This is a genomic window from Paenibacillus sp. FSL L8-0638 (assembly GCF_038593075.1).
Classification (GTDB): Bacteria; Bacillota; Bacilli; order Paenibacillales; family Paenibacillaceae; genus Paenibacillus; species Paenibacillus polymyxa_D.
In genome coordinates this window covers 1,780,879-1,796,140 of the sequence record NZ_CP151960.1, presented here as the reverse complement: position 1 = coordinate 1,796,140, position 15,262 = coordinate 1,780,879, and the positions used below count along the sequence as shown (strand labels likewise).

Here is a 15,262-nt window from a genome sequence, read left to right as displayed (position 1 = left end):
TCAATCTGTATCATTCTGTATCTATTATAGCACAAAAACCCTTTATTTTAGACCTTTGTTCATTTTGAGTTCTCTGCTTCGGAAATAGCAAAAAAGCGATCCCCTCTTTACAAGGACCGCTTCTTACTATGATTGATTTGTAATCTGGGAGGCCAGCCCAAGACAAGCTGAAAAAAAACTCACTGCATACTGCCTTTGTCAGCTTTTTTATCCCATTTCATCTGCCACTGCTGCATTTTGGCCCGCCGTACACGCTCCAGCGTTTTGCGCTTTTCCTCATCTACACCCAGCAAAAAATGCATGTTCGCTCCGATGACTAGCAGCGCAAAAAGTACCCATACTATCCCAAAGCCGTTGACCCAGTTCAAACCGCCTGCAAGCGAGATGCGTGGTAACGCGACCAAGACCATAGCCAGCGCAATCAGTGTATACAAACCATGTTTCCATTTTTTAAAAGAACCCAATCGTATCCCTTCCTCTCCCTGTGACTCTATGTATCTAGTCTATGAGAGGACAGGAAGGAATATGAGACAAACTTACAGAGATGAACCGTACAAATCTTGAAGGCTGTCTGCAATAATTTTGTTAACGTCCTCAATAATCACGCTCAGGCGACGTTCAGCGTCGAACAGGCGACGGATGTTGAGATTCAAACTTAACACCTCGAACAGCTTCTCCATCTTTTCCATCTCTTCCTGTGCTGGCATATCGCCGCTCATCATGCGTTGTTGTACTTCCATTTGGCGTTCACGGAAATCGTCGAGCATTTTCTTGGCTTCTGGATCGGTTTCGATCAGCTTCATCGCTGACGTAATTTCCTCTACCTCTTTGCTTTCCTTCAATGCTTTCGCTAAATCATGGGCTTTGTCGTAGATGTTCATGATTGTTTATTCCTCCAATACAAGTTTAGTGTCAACATTTCACATTGTCCGTCAATCACCAAGGGATATATGTCCTCATATGATGAATCAGTGCTATTACAGCCCATTCACGTTTCCCGTTACTTTCAAGACATCAAGTTGCTGCCCGGAAGGAGATCCACGATGTCCATCAAAAAAACAACGATTCAAATCATCGGATCGGGCATCTTGCAGGATGACGTACTCATGGTCGGCGAGTCCTTGCTTCGCAAATGGAAAATATCCGCTGGCCACCCCGTTCAGCTCGCCTTCGGTTCGTTCCGCCAAGAGGTTACCGTCATATCGGTGCCCCGCTATAGCGGCCTACGTGTGGGAAGCGTGCTAGCCCGAAAAATGGGGCTTCATGCCAATTGTGATCTGCGAGTAACCTACAGCCGAGGTCGCCGGACACTTCGAGTGGGCCCACTTATTAGCGTGCTGGTCAGTCGGGACTATCCCGAACAGCCCGACAAGCCTTTCGGGTCGATCACCCTGTTCTGCCGTGAACTAGTCGGGGAATGCCGCAGACAAGGAGCATATGTGTATTTCTTCACCCCGGAGCATATCGGAAGTCAGCCCGGGCGAGTTCAGGGATGGGTGTATGACGGAGGCTGGAAAAAGACGGTCATGCCCGCCGGCGATGTCGTCAATAATCGTCTTACCTCCCGTAAACTCGAGAACAGAACTAGCGTACAGCATTTCATGAAAGAAGTAAAATCGCAGTACGGCACGACCATTTTTAACGAAAAGTTTTTGGATAAGAATGAAGTATTTGATGCGCTTAAATCAAATTCTTCCCTGCGCAAGTATTTACCCGAGTCCCACTTGCTGCAAACCTTTGTTGTTTTCAAAAAAATGTGCAACCAGTATCCCGCTGTTTTTCTCAAGCCAGTGCGCGGAAGCCTGGGTAAAGGCATAATGCGCATTAACAAGCAAACCGATGGCACCTTTTCGGTGCTATCCACAACAGCAGGCACACCCCGCAAGCAAACGTATGCCAACGTCGATAAGCTGTACAAAAGCTTAGCGGGAAAAATGAAAACAACACGCTTTCAACTCCAACAGGGACTTACCTTGATTGATCACGGTAAGCGTCCGGTCGACTTTCGTGCGCTTGTACAGAAAAATTCGTCCGGAACCTGGACCGTAACATCCATTGTCGCCCGGATCGCCGGAGGAAGCCACTTTGTGTCCAATCTGGCAAGAGGCGGCACGCTGAGTACTGTCAAGGAAGCACTTGCCAAGACCACGCTGCCCGCAACCGTTAAATCGAATGGGCATACCTCTCTCAAAACAGCAGCACTGGATATCGCAAGCGGAGTAGAAAAAGCAATTCCCGCCCATTTCGCAGAATTTGGTATTGATCTGGCAATAGACAGCACGGGGCGCATCTGGTTGCTGGAGGTCAATTCGAAGCCATCGAAGAATGACAACACGCCGTTAAATGATCAGAAAACTCGCCCGTCCGTTAAAAAAATGATTGAATACTGCTGTTATTCAGCCGGCTTCAAATGAATTCATCTCTTCCAGAGTCTGGCTGCCAAAGGAGCTGTTGTCGGTGTCTCTTGTTGTGCCAGGCACGCTGGGCGTGCTTGTTAGCCGGAATCAGGCCGCCACTCCCCCTATTACCGAAGCCGATTTTTGCCGCAGGCTAAGTCTGTTGGGCAGGCGCTCTGATCTTAGCGTAATGGCGTTTACCGTCGAAGGAGTTTCACCTGAAGATCACTCCATACGAGGTTATGTTTATCGTAACGGAGTATGGACATCCGGCCGCTTTCCGTTGCCGGATATTGTGTATAACCGCTGTCTCCATGTCCACGAGAGCCAGAATGTCAGGCGCACACTGGAAGACATGGCGGAGCAAAATTCGCGCAAGCTCATCTACTGGTCGCGTAACTTACCTGGCAAATGGCAGGTGTATCGCGCTTTGCATGCGGTAGATAAAGTACGTCCTTTTGTGCCGCCTACGGCGCCTTACCGGGACACGGCCCAGCTTGTGGAATGGCTAGGACGCCATTCGGAGCTGTTTATGAAGCCACAGACCGGAACACATGGCAAGAGCACACTATATCTCCGGCTGGCAGAAGGAGGCCAGGGACTACTTGTACAGGGTAGAGACTCCCGTAACCGTCCGTTCCGGCGTTTGTTTCCCGAATTGGATGCAGGATTGTCATGGATCCACGGAATTGCACACAAACGCGCTTATATCGTGCAGCCTTATTTGAAATTAACAAGCCAAAGCAATCATCCCTTTGATGTTCGCGCACTCATGCAAAAGGATGGCAACGGCCATTGGCGCCTGACGGGCTTTGCTGTAAGAGAAGGCAGAAAAGGAACTCTGACTTCTAATCTGCACGGTGGGGGCGAAGCCCATCCGGCTGAGCCATACCTTCGTGAACAATTTGGCGCGGACACCACGCGTCTCATCATCGGGCAGATGAGGGCGCTGTCCTCGACCATTACCAGGGCGCTGGAGGAACGTTATGGCCGCCTTGGCGAGTTGGGAATTGATTATGGTATTGACCAGAGCGGGAACATCTGGCTATTGGAGGTTAATTCCCGACCTGGTCGGGCCGCCTTTTTTCAGACCCGTCAGCCGGAGTGCGCTTTCCAGTCGGTCAACCGCCCGCTCGAATATGCTCGATATTTAATGACCCATTCCAAAGCGACAGGGCCAAAGGGCGCGGGCGCCTCCCTTGAACATACGGTATAGGAGGATAAACAGATGAGTTTAACGCATTGCAATGTGCATTTCTCACAGCAGCCCGACAAGGTGGCGTATATATCCACTGCCTTGTTGAAAAGCCTTAGATTATCCGGAGCCAAGTCCGTTCGTCTGCGGCTCGGTAAGGATCAGATTCCCGCTACAGTAAAACCAATTCAGAAGGCGGGACGCCATCTATACTTGACCTCCGGCTTACGTAATGCAATCCGTGTTCCCAAAAGCGGGGCCATCTATTTGCGGAATCTGGATGGTGATATACAGCTAGGGCCGTTGATTGGCGTGCTGTCTGACGGTACCACCTCCACCACTCGCCCTTTCGGATCGCGCACAGGCTTTATTAAGCAACTGCTGAGGGAAGGCAGCAAAAAATCTTATATTTTTGCCTTCACCCCTCGGGATATCAACTGGCAAAATGATACGATTAACGGCTATTTTCTGTCATCCAGCGGGGAATTCACACGTAAACTTGTACCTTTGCCGGACGTGATCTATAACCGTTTGCCGAGCCGTCGCTCTGATTTTTCCCCGGCGATCAATCAACTACGCGAACGCTTTTCCCGCAAACGAATTCCCTTTTTTAACTGGAGCTTTTTCAATAAGTCCGATATCTATAATCTGCTGGAGAATAACCCAGATGTTAACCGCTATGTCCCTGAATCATATATGAATCCCAGCTCTGAACGTATCCGAGGTATGCTGGAGCGACATCAATTTGCTTATTACAAGCCAAGTGGAGGCAGTCTCGGTAAAGGAATCTATCGTCTGTCCCATGTTCCCAAGCAAGGCTATTATGTGAGGTACCGTAAGAAAAGTAGCAATGTATTGCTAAAATTCGCCTCTTTTAATTCCATGCTCAGGATGCTTCACTCCAATCAGGGACAGATGTTAAAGGGTTATGTCATTCAACAGGGTATCCAGCTGATCGAGATTGACAATTGCCCGATTGATTTCCGGTTTCACATGCATAAAAATGGAAATAATCAGTGGGTCGTCGTCGGCATTGGAGCCAAAAAAGCCGGACGTGGCAGTGTCACAACCCATATCAAAAATGGCGGCTCTCTTATGACACCTGAACAGGCGTTGAACCGGGTATTCGGAGACCGGGCGGGTGAAGTGCTTCAACGTGCCAAGAACGTAGCAGTTACGCTCGCTGAAGCCATTGAACACCATCACCAGCATCTATTGGGTGAAATCGGCTTTGATCTGGGCATTGATCAGGATGAAAAGGTATGGATGTTTGAAGCCAACTCCAAGCCAGGCCGATCCATTTTTCAGCATCCATCGTTGCGTGCGGAGGGTAAAGCATCCGTGGAGCATATTTTGGACCACTGTCTTTACCTCAGTAAATTCCGCAGAAAAGAGGAACTATGAATACCCGGGCGGAGCATAAGCCAGTCGTTGCTGTATTGACAGTGCACGACGAAGGGCAATTTTTCAAGGGCAATCAGCGCAATTTCAGGGATATTCTTGAAACGGGAACACGGATGGGATATCAGGTGTACATTGTTACCGTCAGGGACCTGAAACTGGCAGATGAGACGATTAAGGGCTATGTCTTCAACAAGAGCTTACAGACGTGGGAGGAACAGAATTTCCCACCTCCACAGGTCATTTATAATCGCATCCCCAACCGTAATTATGAACTTAAAACCTCTGTGCGCACAAAGTTGGATGAAATTTCACATGCCTCAGGCATTGAGCTGTACAATCCAGGCTTTTTTAACAAATGGGAACTGTTCAAGTGGTTGCGCACCTCAGAAACGACTCGTCAGCTTGTTCCGGCAACCAAACGGTTAAGCAACCTATCTTCCTTAGGAAAAATGCTGTCTACGTATCCATACCTGTATCTCAAGCCGGAAAACGGTAAGGCCGGAAAGGGGATTATGATTCTTAAATTCCTCCCAGACCATCTAATGGCTTACAGACTGACCATTCAGCATGACAAAAAAAGTGTAACCTACAGATCTGTATCGCTATCCCGGCTGTGGGGACGTATCCGACGGGAAGCAGGCAACTCACCTTATATCATTCAACAGGGTATCGATCTGGCAACCCATCAGAAAAAACCCTTCGACCTGCGTATCCTGGTACAAAAAAATATCCGTGGCTCCTGGAGTATCACCGGAGTCGGTGCCAGACTGGCCGGTAAGGGGAGCATTACCACACATGTCCCGCGTGGCGGGAGTGTAGAGGACCCTTTCAAGCTACTGTCCTCACTGTTTGGGCCTGAGGACAGCACGGATCTACTGAACAAAGTTAAAAGTACGGCCATACAGATTGCACGTCAAATTGAACGCGCATCCGGTCTTTCTCATGGCGAAATGTCCATGGATCTGGGCGTGGATACGCTCGGAACCCTCTGGTTTTTTGAGGCCAATGCCAAACCAATGAAATTTGACGAGCCGGAAATCCGCCAAAAGTCGCTTAGACGCATATTCCAGTACAGCTCCTTTTTGGCCGGACGAATGAAATCATGATCAAGGAAGTGGAATCATGCCGCAAATTAGCGATGTTCAACATTTGCCTGCCCGGAGCTGGCTGCTGAGACGACGACAGTTGCTGTTTTTGGCCCGCAGCTCAGGGGGCATGCGCATTACTCGTAATGCTCTGCGGCAGTTGGCCGTTTTAACGCCCGAGCAATTGAACACCCCTGGCTCCTCCCTCCTGTGTGCATTTGTGCGCACGGAGAAGGGGCTGCGGATTGCCGGATTTTCCCTCGCTCTGAATTACGGGGAGGATGCTTGCATCGTAATTGTTCGTCCGCTTTACCGGGGCCGCAGACTGGGCGCTAGACTGCTGTCCGCCCAGCTCAAACAGCTGCGCCGTCTGACGTGCAGCGTAGCCGCCGACAATATGTCCAGTCTCAAAACCTGTTTCCGCGCTGGGCTTGTTGCGCATGAAATGACGACTGGACCAACCGGGAAACCCACGCTGATATTTCACGGAGAGTTATCCCAAGATAAGCAGACGGCAGAGGAAGGTGGAATGCTGTGCCAAAACCTGTCCTAGGCATCATGACTTTGTATTTGAACAACAAGAAGCAATTAGAGGAACGCGACATATATGAGCGCATGATTGCAGAAGGGAAACGGCTGGGACTGGATATGTATGTATTCACTCCTGCGGATGTCCATAAGGATCGCAGGCTGCTCCTTGCCCAAATCTATGATCCACACAGCGGAAAATGGAGCCGAAAGTGGCGAGAGTTCCCAGACATGATTTTCGACCGTTGCCGGGTACAGCGCAGTGAGCGATATCGTCAGTTGAAGCAGTTCCGATTGCAATACACAGACCTTGTATATTTAAACCGACCGCTGAGTAACAAATGGGTCATTCATCAGCAGCTTGCGAGAAGGTCTGCCTTTCGCCCCCATTTGCCTGCAACAGAGCTGTTCAGTGGATTTCATAGTGTCAAACGGATGCTCAAACAGAATTCACTAGTGTACCTCAAACCGATTAACGGTACGGGAGGCCGCGGTATTTTACGTATTGAACCTGTTAACAAGCAAGGAGGCCTGTATCTGATTGAGGGCCGCAATCGCAAACGCCATATCATTCCCCAACAGCGGGTACGTCTAGACCGTCTGGAGCCGCGTCTGAGCAGCTGGAACATGGATAACTACATTGTTCAGGAAGGCATTCCTGTGCAGTTGCCGAATGGCAGAGTCCATGATTACCGTATGCTGGTACAGAAAAATAGCCAAGGAGTATGGGAGCTAACCGGATGCGCCGGGCGAATCGGGGCGCATCGGAGTGTCACTTCCAACCTGCATGGTGGAGGCAAGGCAGTACCGATGAGCCAATTGCTAACGCAATGGATTCGTGATGAAAGCCATAGAGAGAAAATCATCAAGCAAGGGGAAAAACTCGGACTGGACATCGCTGCGTATCTGGAAGAAAGCTACGGGGCATTGTGTGAGCTTGCACTCGATTTGGCAATTAATAAGCACGGTCATATATATGTGCTGGAAGTCAACCCGAAGCCAGCCCGTGAGGTCTTTTCGCGTATTGGTGAAAAAGAAACCTATCGCCGCTCCATCGCCAAGCCCATGGAATATGCCTTGTGGGTCTACCACACACAAATTAATCCAAAGCCTCAGGCTGACCACAAAGCAGAAGATAAAACAGAAGATAAAGCAGAAAATAAGACAGAAAATAAGACAGAGAATAAGACAAAGGAAGGCTCCGCGTAAAGTGGCTGCCTTCCTTTCTTTTTTTCATCTGCCCGACAGTACCAGCATGTTTAATTATATGGTGCGTCGAGCCTATTTATAACCAATAACCTGTGTTTCACAGTTACTCAGCGTTTTTATAAAGTGTAAGCAGTTGCGTAAAGTCCGTAATAATCGCATCAGACCCCTTCAACTCATCGTCCACACCAAATCCCGCATAAGCGCAACCGATCACCGTCTGTCCGTTCTTTTTGCCTGCTTCCACATCTGAGGAACGATCTCCTACCATCCATACGTTCGAAATATCGTGCTTGCTCAATAGAATTTCCAGCAAATTCACTTTGGAAAGCGTGCTGTACTCCCCAGCGCTGTACAGTCCTTCAAAAATGGGAACCATTTCATACGCAGCAGCGATCCCCTTTACATAGTCCTCCAGACCGTTACTAGCTACGAACAATCGGACACCTTGCTCATGAAGGGCCTGGAGTGTTTCTTTTACATGTGGATACAGGGCATGACTTCCGCTCTTCAATCCCTCCAGTTCCAGCTGAAGCAGCAGCTCGTCCGCTCTTCTATGGGCCGCTTCGCTGGCTTCCGGCATCACTCTTCTCCAGATTTCATCCAGCAGCATACCCAAACTATTCAAAATAAGCTCCTCGGGAGGAGTCTCTCCTTCATAAAGCCCTTCGGCGCGCAGCGTATCAAACAGCTTGTGGTACGCAGGAAGCAATAGCGTCTCCGTCTGAAAAAGTGTACCGTCCATATCAAATACCATAGCCTCAGGTTTCTTCAACACAGGTGCATTGTTCATGTAGTTATCAGTCATTCCTTTCCTATGTAGGTTTACAACTCTAACCCCTCTCATGATAAGCAATAAGAGAGGTCCGTGTAAACCTCATTGCGCATACCGCTAACTCTTATATTTTTTTAAAACAGTCCTGAAACAATGCAAACCACCCCACATATCCGTGTGTAAGGCACCCCTTGGAAGGTTGAGATCCACACCATTCCAATACGAAAATCCCGCCTGCTCTATCCATTGCTCCATCGCTGATAGATCCACTGTAGGGTAATCAAACGTCAGCAGAAGCATTCCGTCATCGCGTAAGGTCCGGTGAAATTCATGTAAGGCTGCCAAAGACTCCTCAGGTGTTAAATGTTCCAGCACTGAAATACATACAATTTTGTCAAAAATGGCATCCTCATAGGGCAGAGCCGTCAGATTGGCATGTGCGGAGTGGAGCCGAACCGGTAAAATCTCCTGAATGCGCTCGGCAGCCTCTTCTCCGATATCCCGCCGCACCTCGGCCAAAATGGCATCCACGGAAACGATCCGTATATCCAGATCGCAAGCATAGACCTGAGCGCAACGGCGGGCCAACTCAAATTTGAATGGATGTGGAATTCCACACGCTGCGTCCAGCACCGAATCTTGACCGGACATAAATTGAAGACACCACTCATACTCATAGGGGCGACTCCACCAGCTTTGGGGGAGCCTGTAAATCATGCTGGAGGAGTTGGGATCAGAATATACAAAAAAGCGAGACAGATACGGGTCAGACATGTTCATGGATGCTGCCTCCTTTTGGAGAGATTTAAATTACTCTTGCAACACAGCACAGTTCATGACCCCGTTTCTCGCCTTGAAGTTTGGCCAACAATCCCATTTGCTCCGTAAAGGCAAGATCACCGTACAAAGGATGGGCTTGCAGCAAGGCATCCAAACCAGAGGGAAGCTGGCGGGTAAACAAAGCCACCGAGCGCAATCCAGACTTTTCCAGTAAGAGCGCCAGCGTATGCTCAGAATAATGATATAAATGATCTTCCTCGGTAAATAAAGGTGAATAAACACCATAAGCCTCATTGGTGAACGAGTTTTTGTTGGGCACTGTAATATATAACGTCCCGTCAGGTTGAAGCTGTTCGCGTAAATCTGTTAAAAAAGCAACAGGGTCCGCAATATGCTCCAGCACATGCCAGCATGCTACGGCCTCGTATTTGTGATCCAGTGGTAATTCAGTATCTTCTTCTGCTTCTTGCATTTCTTGTGCTTCATTCAATTCCTGCATATCACATGCTTCTTCGGTTTGAGTATCTTCTTCGGTTTCACCGTTCCAGTAACCCGGCAATAAATCCACGTCATATTTGTGTTTGGCGTAAGCACGCGAGTCTATGGAAGGTTCAATACCCACTGCATCCCAGCCGGCTTGAAGGGCAGCATGGATAAACTCTCCGGTACCTGATCCAATCTCAAGCAATTTTCCTTTACCGGAACTGAACATATCCAGTAGCATGAGTCCAAAAAGGGCATGATCCCCATAAGTTGACGCTGCTGCACTATCCCGCATAGCAACCCAATCGGCATTATAAATCTCTGCAATCATATCCTCCGGCTGTATATGATCCACATCATTACGAAAAACCAAGCCACAGGAACCGCACCCCATCAAGGTAAAGCGTTCATAGCTATGAAATACTCCCGTGTCAGACGAACCACACAGTTTGCATTTACTATAAAATACGTCCTTTGTTTCACTTTTAATTTGTAGACCGGAATTATTCATAACCTGGACACTCGAAATCTCGGCAACATCCATGGCGTTCACATCATGGGTAGCTTCATACTCTGGTGCAGTTTCTTTTTCTCCATTTATGTTGTCCTGATCTACCCAAAGCGTGAGTCGGGGGTTCGGGTCCAAAATAGATTCATATTGCTCTTTCCAGCCATAACGAGCACTTGGGTCAAGTAACTGATATCGCTGAAATTTGGCCATGCGAATAGCAGGTGTACACCATCCCCAATGCTGGATGCGGTAGTTGCTGATTTCACTGGGAAGGTCAAGCACATTTTCGGGAAATCTCCCACAGTGCAAGGACTGCTCCTTCCATTTATAAGAGAACCCTGCCTTATATCGAATTAAAAAAGGACGGTAATATTGATGAGCCTGCCAATAATCATCATCGCGATAATGCGTGGAATTCCACATATCAAACAACCTGAAACAAATCGTATCCGCTTTCGTTCCCGCTAACAAAGAATGTACCCCTTGAGCAAAACGGGATTCGAACATTTCGTCAGCATCCATATTTAATATCCATTCCGGAAAAGAAGCCAACGTCTCTCTCCACTGCTGCTTACGCAGCTCTAATTCATTGCTAAAAGAAGCTGTTTCATTGCGTATTAAACGCAATGGGATTCCCTTTAGGATCTCACGGCACAACTCTCCGCTATCATCCTGACTGCCATCATCAATAATGACCGCTTCATCAATATATTCCCGATGACTCCGCAGCACGTCAATGAGCTTGCGATCTGCCTCATTGTAAACCGTCATGGTCAGCGTCAATTTGGGTTTGGAGACAGGCGGCGTATGAAGTTCACTTTGTCGTGGACCAGGGAACGTTTGTGGTATAACAAAAGAATCTGCCGTGTACTTGGCAAAGACAGCTGACTCACGGAGGTCATACGGTATAACAGGAGGTTCAGGGAACTTAGATGGACTTGATGATGCAGAAGGATTGAAGGCAGGAGAGTTAGTAGAAGTATCGGAGTGATTTAGATATGCTAAATGTTCTGATTGGTCCGTATGAACAGCGCTCGTTGTAAAATAATTTAGGGTGAATAGTAGCTGCTCTGCCTTCATTCTGTCCGCTTCCCGGTACAGATGCATCGCCGGATAGTGTGTATCCACAAAAAGTGGAAATCCAAATGCAGCTGCCCGAATACAGAAATGTCGATCTTCTCCCCAATAGGAAACGTTTTTGATTTTACCAAAGTGAATCCCTGCTTCCAGTGCACGTCTGCGGATTAGGGTGCAAGCACCTAGCCCCCCCACTTCGTACAAACCAGGAACATGCATTTGGTGTATGAAATGCAACTCGCGTTGCGCTCGCTCCTCTGCCGACAACACTTCGCCTTCTTCACGATGGAACAAATTATATTCATCACTAACCCACACCTGAGGCAATAGAGGCCCCTCCGGCTGCCAGCGTGTCCAGAAAATCTCAGATACAATATCCTTCTCCGCCTCCACCAGCTTACATAAGGTACGGGAATGGAGAATCAGGTCTGAGTCGACTAAAAACAGCGCGTCATAATTATGCTGAAGTGCATAATCAATAAGACGATTTTTGAAGTCGGCCACTTTCCAGACGAGGGCTGGCGGCCAATAATGAGTGTGCTCATCACTTCGGTTCTCCACTTGCTGTGGACCTGTTAACAAGGGCAAAACCCTGCCCGGCAGCCGATTGGAAAAATCGGCAAGCCATTGGCTTGAAGTCGGATTGTCATTATCATCGACAAATAAATAATCGGGCAGCACATCAGGTGCCTCCAGTCGCTCTAAAGCTTGAAGAAATAAAGACAATATTTCCGGTTTCTGGTGCACCGGGCTACCGATTAGTATACGCATGATTCAACGCCTCCATCAGGCAGAAGCCTCATAACCGTTCCCCCCTCCATATCCTAAGGCATACCATAATTGCAACCGAGCGATATGGGAGTGAGCGTAGTATGAATGGACTTGCACCTGGAAATATCAATGAAAACGACATCCATACAAAAATACAATCTTACCATCCAAACAACTACTCTTTTTCAGTTTTCTACCCGTTTTCTAACTACATTTAGCCATCAAATTTATTTCCCGGTCGCACTTGATAATATCGAATTTTGCACAATCTCCTCCCCCTCATATCAGACTTTGATTTTCTAATTTATTAGAGCAAGACTGAATTTATGATTATCACCATCCTCTCAACGAGCCCTCGGAATTACTACATAATGAGCAAGCTATCCTAATAAAATGGAGATTATACCAAGTTTTTTGGGAGGGACAAAGAGCATGGTAACTGTCAGCTTATGTATGATTGTCAAAAATGAAGAAGAAGCCCTTCATACCTGTCTGAAATCAGTCCATGACCTGGTAGATGAAATCATTATCGTAGATACTGGTTCCACTGACAGTACCCAAGAGGTCGCTGCATCGTTCAATGCTCGGGTATACCATTTTGAATGGTGCGATGATTTCTCCGCAGCCCGCAATTATGCGTTTGATCAGGCAACGCAAGAATATCAATTTTGGCTGGATGCTGATGACATACTGGAAGAAAAAGACCGAATATCATTTCTCAACTGGAAAAAACAAGCCAACCTCTCCTATGACAGCATTACGATGGATTATGTGCTGTCTGTAGATGAACAAGGACAGCCGTTGTATAAGCTCAAAAGAAACCGAATTGTGCGGCGTGATCGAAGATTCAGATGGATCGGCTTTGTGCACGAATTCCTGCATGTGACTGGCAGCACCTTTCACAGTAATATAGCGGTGACTCATAAAAAGACACGTGCCTACACTGATCGTAATTTGCATATATATCTTAAGCATCGGGAGCAAGGCACTGCATTTTCTGAGCGAGATCACTACTACTTCGCTAATGAACTATATGATAATGGACGCATACTAGAAGCCATCCAGCAGTACGAACACTATTTGGGACTCGATCTAGGATGGATTGAGGATCGGATTGCTGCTTGCTTTAAGCTAGCGGATTGCTACGCCCACCAGGGTCAAAAACAGGAGCAGCGTATGGCTCTGCTTCGCACACTTAACCTTGATGTACCACGCGCCCAGTTCTGCTGTGTCTTTGGCAATTTGTTGATTGAAGACGAACAGTATACTCAAGCCATTTACTGGTTTCACCAGGCAACGTTGATAGAGCCTCCACAAGATGTGATGGCCCTAACCAATTCGTCGTACTATACCTGGTTTCCACACTTGCAATTATGCCTGTGTTACGACCGAATCGGTGACATCGAAAAGGCAAAATCGCATCATCGCATAGCTCAGTTGCACCACCCTACTCATCCAAGTGTTCTATATAACGAGAAGTATTTCGCACAACTGAAGCAATAGGGATGAGAAAGACGCGCCGGGGAAAGGTCGTTCAATGTAGCCGACCTTAGTCATCATGCCGATATGTGCTCGGCACGATACCCGGCGGACAGCCTGCAATTTTTCGGGGCTTTTATTTTTATCCCCTCTTATATATAAATGCCCATTGCCGCTCTTCGGGAACGACCATTTCATTAGCTTAGATTACTTCAAAAGAAAAAAGTCTCCTGCAAGCTTAAGCTCACCAAGAGACCTCGTATATCATTTTATCAGAACACTTTCTTCCGGTCTCTTTCCCCCTTCAAAATTTCCACTGACTCACGGAAACGGAGCGAATGGATTATTTCACGTTCACGTAGAAACTTCAGACTATCTTGCAAATCCACATCGTCTGTCAGATCAATCAGCCACTGATATGTAGCTCGAGCCTTTTCCTCTGCCGCTATGTCCTCATATAGATCAGCAATAGGATCGCCTTTGGCTTGAATATAAGCCGCTGTAAAAGGAACTCCAGCAGCGTTTTGATAATATAGCGCATGGTCGTGTGCCGCATAATATTCACCCAGACCGGCAGCCTTCATTTGCTCCACGCTCGCATCCTTGGTCAGCTTATAAATCATAGTCGCAATCATCTCGAGATGCGCAAATTCCTCCGTGCCTATGTCGTTCAGTACACCAATCACCTTATCGGGAATCGTATATCGCTGATTCAGATAGCGCAATGCCGCTGCCAGCTCGCCATCCGCTCCACCATACTGCTCCATAAGCAGTTTGGCCATATGAGGATCACATTTGCTGACACGTACGGGATATTGCAGTTTCTTCTCATATACCCACATTCATGTCCCCTCCTTTATAAAAGATTGTTAAAAGGTTGTACCTGCCTAGACCTGCCACGGCCAAGGGGATTGACTCCACTCCCAAGGATACTTGGAATAGGCACGACCAAAATTTTGTAAAGGCCCATATAGCATCTGATACTCGTTAGCAATCGCCGTTCTTTCCTGCGTCAGCTTATTGAACTGCTCGATGGCCTGTAAATCATCTGGGTGCGTATCCAGATACAAATTCAGCTCCACCAACACAAAATCCACCGCTTGGAGCTTCTCCAGCAACGCATAAAACTGGGCATCCCCCGGCTTGGTTTGGGGCGTGCAGCCTTGGGTCGGGTTTCCGGCTTGACTATAGCCCTGAGTTTGGTTCTGATACTGGTTCTGGTATGGATACGGATTTGAATAAGGGCTTTGATATGGATTCGGCTGTTGCTGTCCACTCTCATGCTGATTTTGCTGCTGGAATTGGAATGGGGACTGACCCTGATTTGGATTCTCCATTCTATTCGCCTCCCCCCTGGTTTCTTCTAGGCTCATAAGGGCTGTAAAGCAAAGGCCATAGCGTTCCCTTCGTCAGCGCCTCATCTGGACTGAATTGCGGTAGACCAGGGGGCTGAAATTGCACAAACAAGTTTGGCGGAAGCACATAAGTCTTGCACAGAACGGGCGGACACGGATCGAACGGACCGACAAACGGGGCATACTCACCTTGCTGTGGAAATTTCACGGGCCGGGA

At 47.9% G+C, this 15,262-nt stretch carries 15 protein-coding genes; 7 read left to right on the top strand and 8 right to left on the bottom strand.

What is annotated here, in order from left to right; genetic code table 11:
* Nucleotides 1-179: 179 nt before the first annotated feature.
* A complete protein-coding gene (locus MKY35_RS08130) occupies nt 180-464 on the bottom strand; it encodes a hypothetical protein (RefSeq protein WP_013309579.1) in 285 nt (94 codons plus the stop codon).
* Nucleotides 465-536: 72 nt separating this feature from the next.
* On the bottom strand, nt 537-881 hold the full coding sequence (locus MKY35_RS08125) for a YlbF family regulator (RefSeq protein ID WP_013309578.1): 345 nt from the start codon (nt 879-881) through the stop codon (nt 537-539).
* 162 nt (nt 882-1,043) lie between these two features.
* Between MKY35_RS08125 and MKY35_RS08120 the strand changes: the two genes are divergently transcribed.
* Genes MKY35_RS08120 through MKY35_RS08095 form a run of 6 tightly spaced genes read left to right on the top strand, consistent with a single transcriptional unit; the run spans nt 1,044 to nt 7,817 of the window.
* Nucleotides 1,044-2,414, top strand: a complete 1,371-nt coding sequence (locus MKY35_RS08120) for a YheC/YheD family protein (protein WP_029516607.1) — start codon at nt 1,044-1,046, stop codon at nt 2,412-2,414.
* A 43-nt stretch (nt 2,415-2,457) separates the two neighbouring features.
* The gene (locus MKY35_RS08115) at nt 2,458-3,612 is read left to right on the top strand and encodes a YheC/YheD family protein (RefSeq protein ID WP_029516606.1); all 1,155 of its coding nucleotides are present in this window, start codon (nt 2,458-2,460) and stop codon (nt 3,610-3,612) included.
* Nucleotides 3,613-3,624: 12 nt separating this feature from the next.
* Nucleotides 3,625-4,995 carry a YheC/YheD family protein gene (locus tag MKY35_RS08110; RefSeq protein ID WP_342446087.1) on the top strand — a complete coding sequence of 457 codons (1,371 nt, stop codon included), beginning with the start codon at nt 3,625-3,627 and terminating at the stop codon, nt 4,993-4,995.
* On the top strand, nt 4,992-6,101 hold the full coding sequence (locus MKY35_RS08105; RefSeq protein ID WP_340884923.1) for a YheC/YheD family protein: 1,110 nt from the start codon (nt 4,992-4,994) through the stop codon (nt 6,099-6,101). The genes MKY35_RS08110 and MKY35_RS08105 overlap by 4 nt, the downstream gene beginning before the upstream one ends.
* Nucleotides 6,102-6,117: 16 nt before the next feature.
* Nucleotides 6,118-6,633 (top strand): GNAT family N-acetyltransferase, encoded by a 516-nt coding sequence (locus tag MKY35_RS08100; protein ID WP_069011207.1) that lies wholly within the window; start codon nt 6,118-6,120, stop codon nt 6,631-6,633.
* Nucleotides 6,615-7,817, top strand: coding sequence for a YheC/YheD family protein (locus tag MKY35_RS08095; protein WP_342446086.1), 1,203 nt, complete (start codon nt 6,615-6,617; stop codon nt 7,815-7,817). Before MKY35_RS08100 ends, MKY35_RS08095 begins: the two co-directional genes overlap by 19 nt.
* Before the next feature lie 103 nt (nt 7,818-7,920).
* On the opposite strand, the gene MKY35_RS08090 is transcribed toward MKY35_RS08095, so the two are convergent.
* From MKY35_RS08090 to MKY35_RS08080, 3 genes are all read right to left on the bottom strand, one after another.
* On the bottom strand, nt 7,921-8,622 hold the full coding sequence (locus tag MKY35_RS08090) for an HAD family hydrolase (RefSeq protein ID WP_340884918.1): 702 nt from the start codon (nt 8,620-8,622) through the stop codon (nt 7,921-7,923).
* Between the two features lie 84 nt (nt 8,623-8,706).
* Entirely contained in the window at nt 8,707-9,369 is a 663-nt protein-coding gene (locus MKY35_RS08085) for a class I SAM-dependent methyltransferase (protein WP_342446085.1), read from the bottom strand.
* 25 nt (nt 9,370-9,394) lie between these two features.
* Complete coding sequence (locus MKY35_RS08080) at nt 9,395-12,211, bottom strand: bifunctional glycosyltransferase/class I SAM-dependent methyltransferase (protein ID WP_342446084.1); 2,817 nt, start codon at nt 12,209-12,211, stop codon at nt 9,395-9,397.
* A 432-nt stretch (nt 12,212-12,643) separates the two neighbouring features.
* On the opposite strand from MKY35_RS08080, the gene MKY35_RS08075 reads away from it, so the two are divergent.
* Nucleotides 12,644-13,714 carry a glycosyltransferase gene (locus MKY35_RS08075; protein ID WP_342446083.1) on the top strand — a complete coding sequence of 357 codons (1,071 nt, stop codon included), beginning with the start codon at nt 12,644-12,646 and terminating at the stop codon, nt 13,712-13,714.
* 248 nt (nt 13,715-13,962) lie between these two features.
* On the opposite strand, the gene MKY35_RS08070 is transcribed toward MKY35_RS08075, so the two are convergent.
* Genes MKY35_RS08070 through MKY35_RS08060 form a run of 3 tightly spaced genes read right to left on the bottom strand, consistent with a single transcriptional unit; the run spans nt 13,963 to nt 15,253 of the window.
* A complete protein-coding gene (locus MKY35_RS08070) occupies nt 13,963-14,532 on the bottom strand; it encodes a manganese catalase family protein (protein ID WP_029516597.1) in 570 nt (189 codons plus the stop codon).
* A gap of 45 nt (nt 14,533-14,577) precedes the next feature.
* Complete coding sequence (locus MKY35_RS08065; protein ID WP_342446082.1) at nt 14,578-15,027, bottom strand: spore coat protein CotJB; 450 nt, start codon at nt 15,025-15,027, stop codon at nt 14,578-14,580.
* Nucleotide 15,028: 1 nt separating this feature from the next.
* Complete coding sequence (locus MKY35_RS08060) at nt 15,029-15,253, bottom strand: spore coat associated protein CotJA (protein WP_029516595.1); 225 nt, start codon at nt 15,251-15,253, stop codon at nt 15,029-15,031.
* Between the last annotated feature and the right edge of the window lie 9 nt (nt 15,254-15,262).

Coding starts and splice junctions, on each gene's coding strand:
- MKY35_RS08125 (WP_013309578.1), bottom strand. CDS start 881: ATGAACATCTACGACAAAGCCCATGATTTAGCGAAAGCATTGAAGGAA.
- MKY35_RS08120 (WP_029516607.1), top strand. CDS start 1,044: ATGTCCATCAAAAAAACAACGATTCAAATCATCGGATCGGGCATCTTG.
- MKY35_RS08110 (WP_342446087.1), top strand. CDS start 3,625: ATGAGTTTAACGCATTGCAATGTGCATTTCTCACAGCAGCCCGACAAG.
- MKY35_RS08105 (WP_340884923.1), top strand. CDS start 4,992: ATGAATACCCGGGCGGAGCATAAGCCAGTCGTTGCTGTATTGACAGTG.
- MKY35_RS08100 (WP_069011207.1), top strand. CDS start 6,118: ATGCCGCAAATTAGCGATGTTCAACATTTGCCTGCCCGGAGCTGGCTG.
- MKY35_RS08090 (WP_340884918.1), bottom strand. CDS start 8,622: ATGACTGATAACTACATGAACAATGCACCTGTGTTGAAGAAACCTGAG.
- MKY35_RS08085 (WP_342446085.1), bottom strand. CDS start 9,369: ATGAACATGTCTGACCCGTATCTGTCTCGCTTTTTTGTATATTCTGAT.
- MKY35_RS08080 (WP_342446084.1), bottom strand. CDS start 12,211: ATGCGTATACTAATCGGTAGCCCGGTGCACCAGAAACCGGAAATATTG.
- MKY35_RS08075 (WP_342446083.1), top strand. CDS start 12,644: ATGGTAACTGTCAGCTTATGTATGATTGTCAAAAATGAAGAAGAAGCC.
- MKY35_RS08070 (WP_029516597.1), bottom strand. CDS start 14,532: ATGTGGGTATATGAGAAGAAACTGCAATATCCCGTACGTGTCAGCAAA.
- MKY35_RS08065 (WP_342446082.1), bottom strand. CDS start 15,027: ATGGAGAATCCAAATCAGGGTCAGTCCCCATTCCAATTCCAGCAGCAA.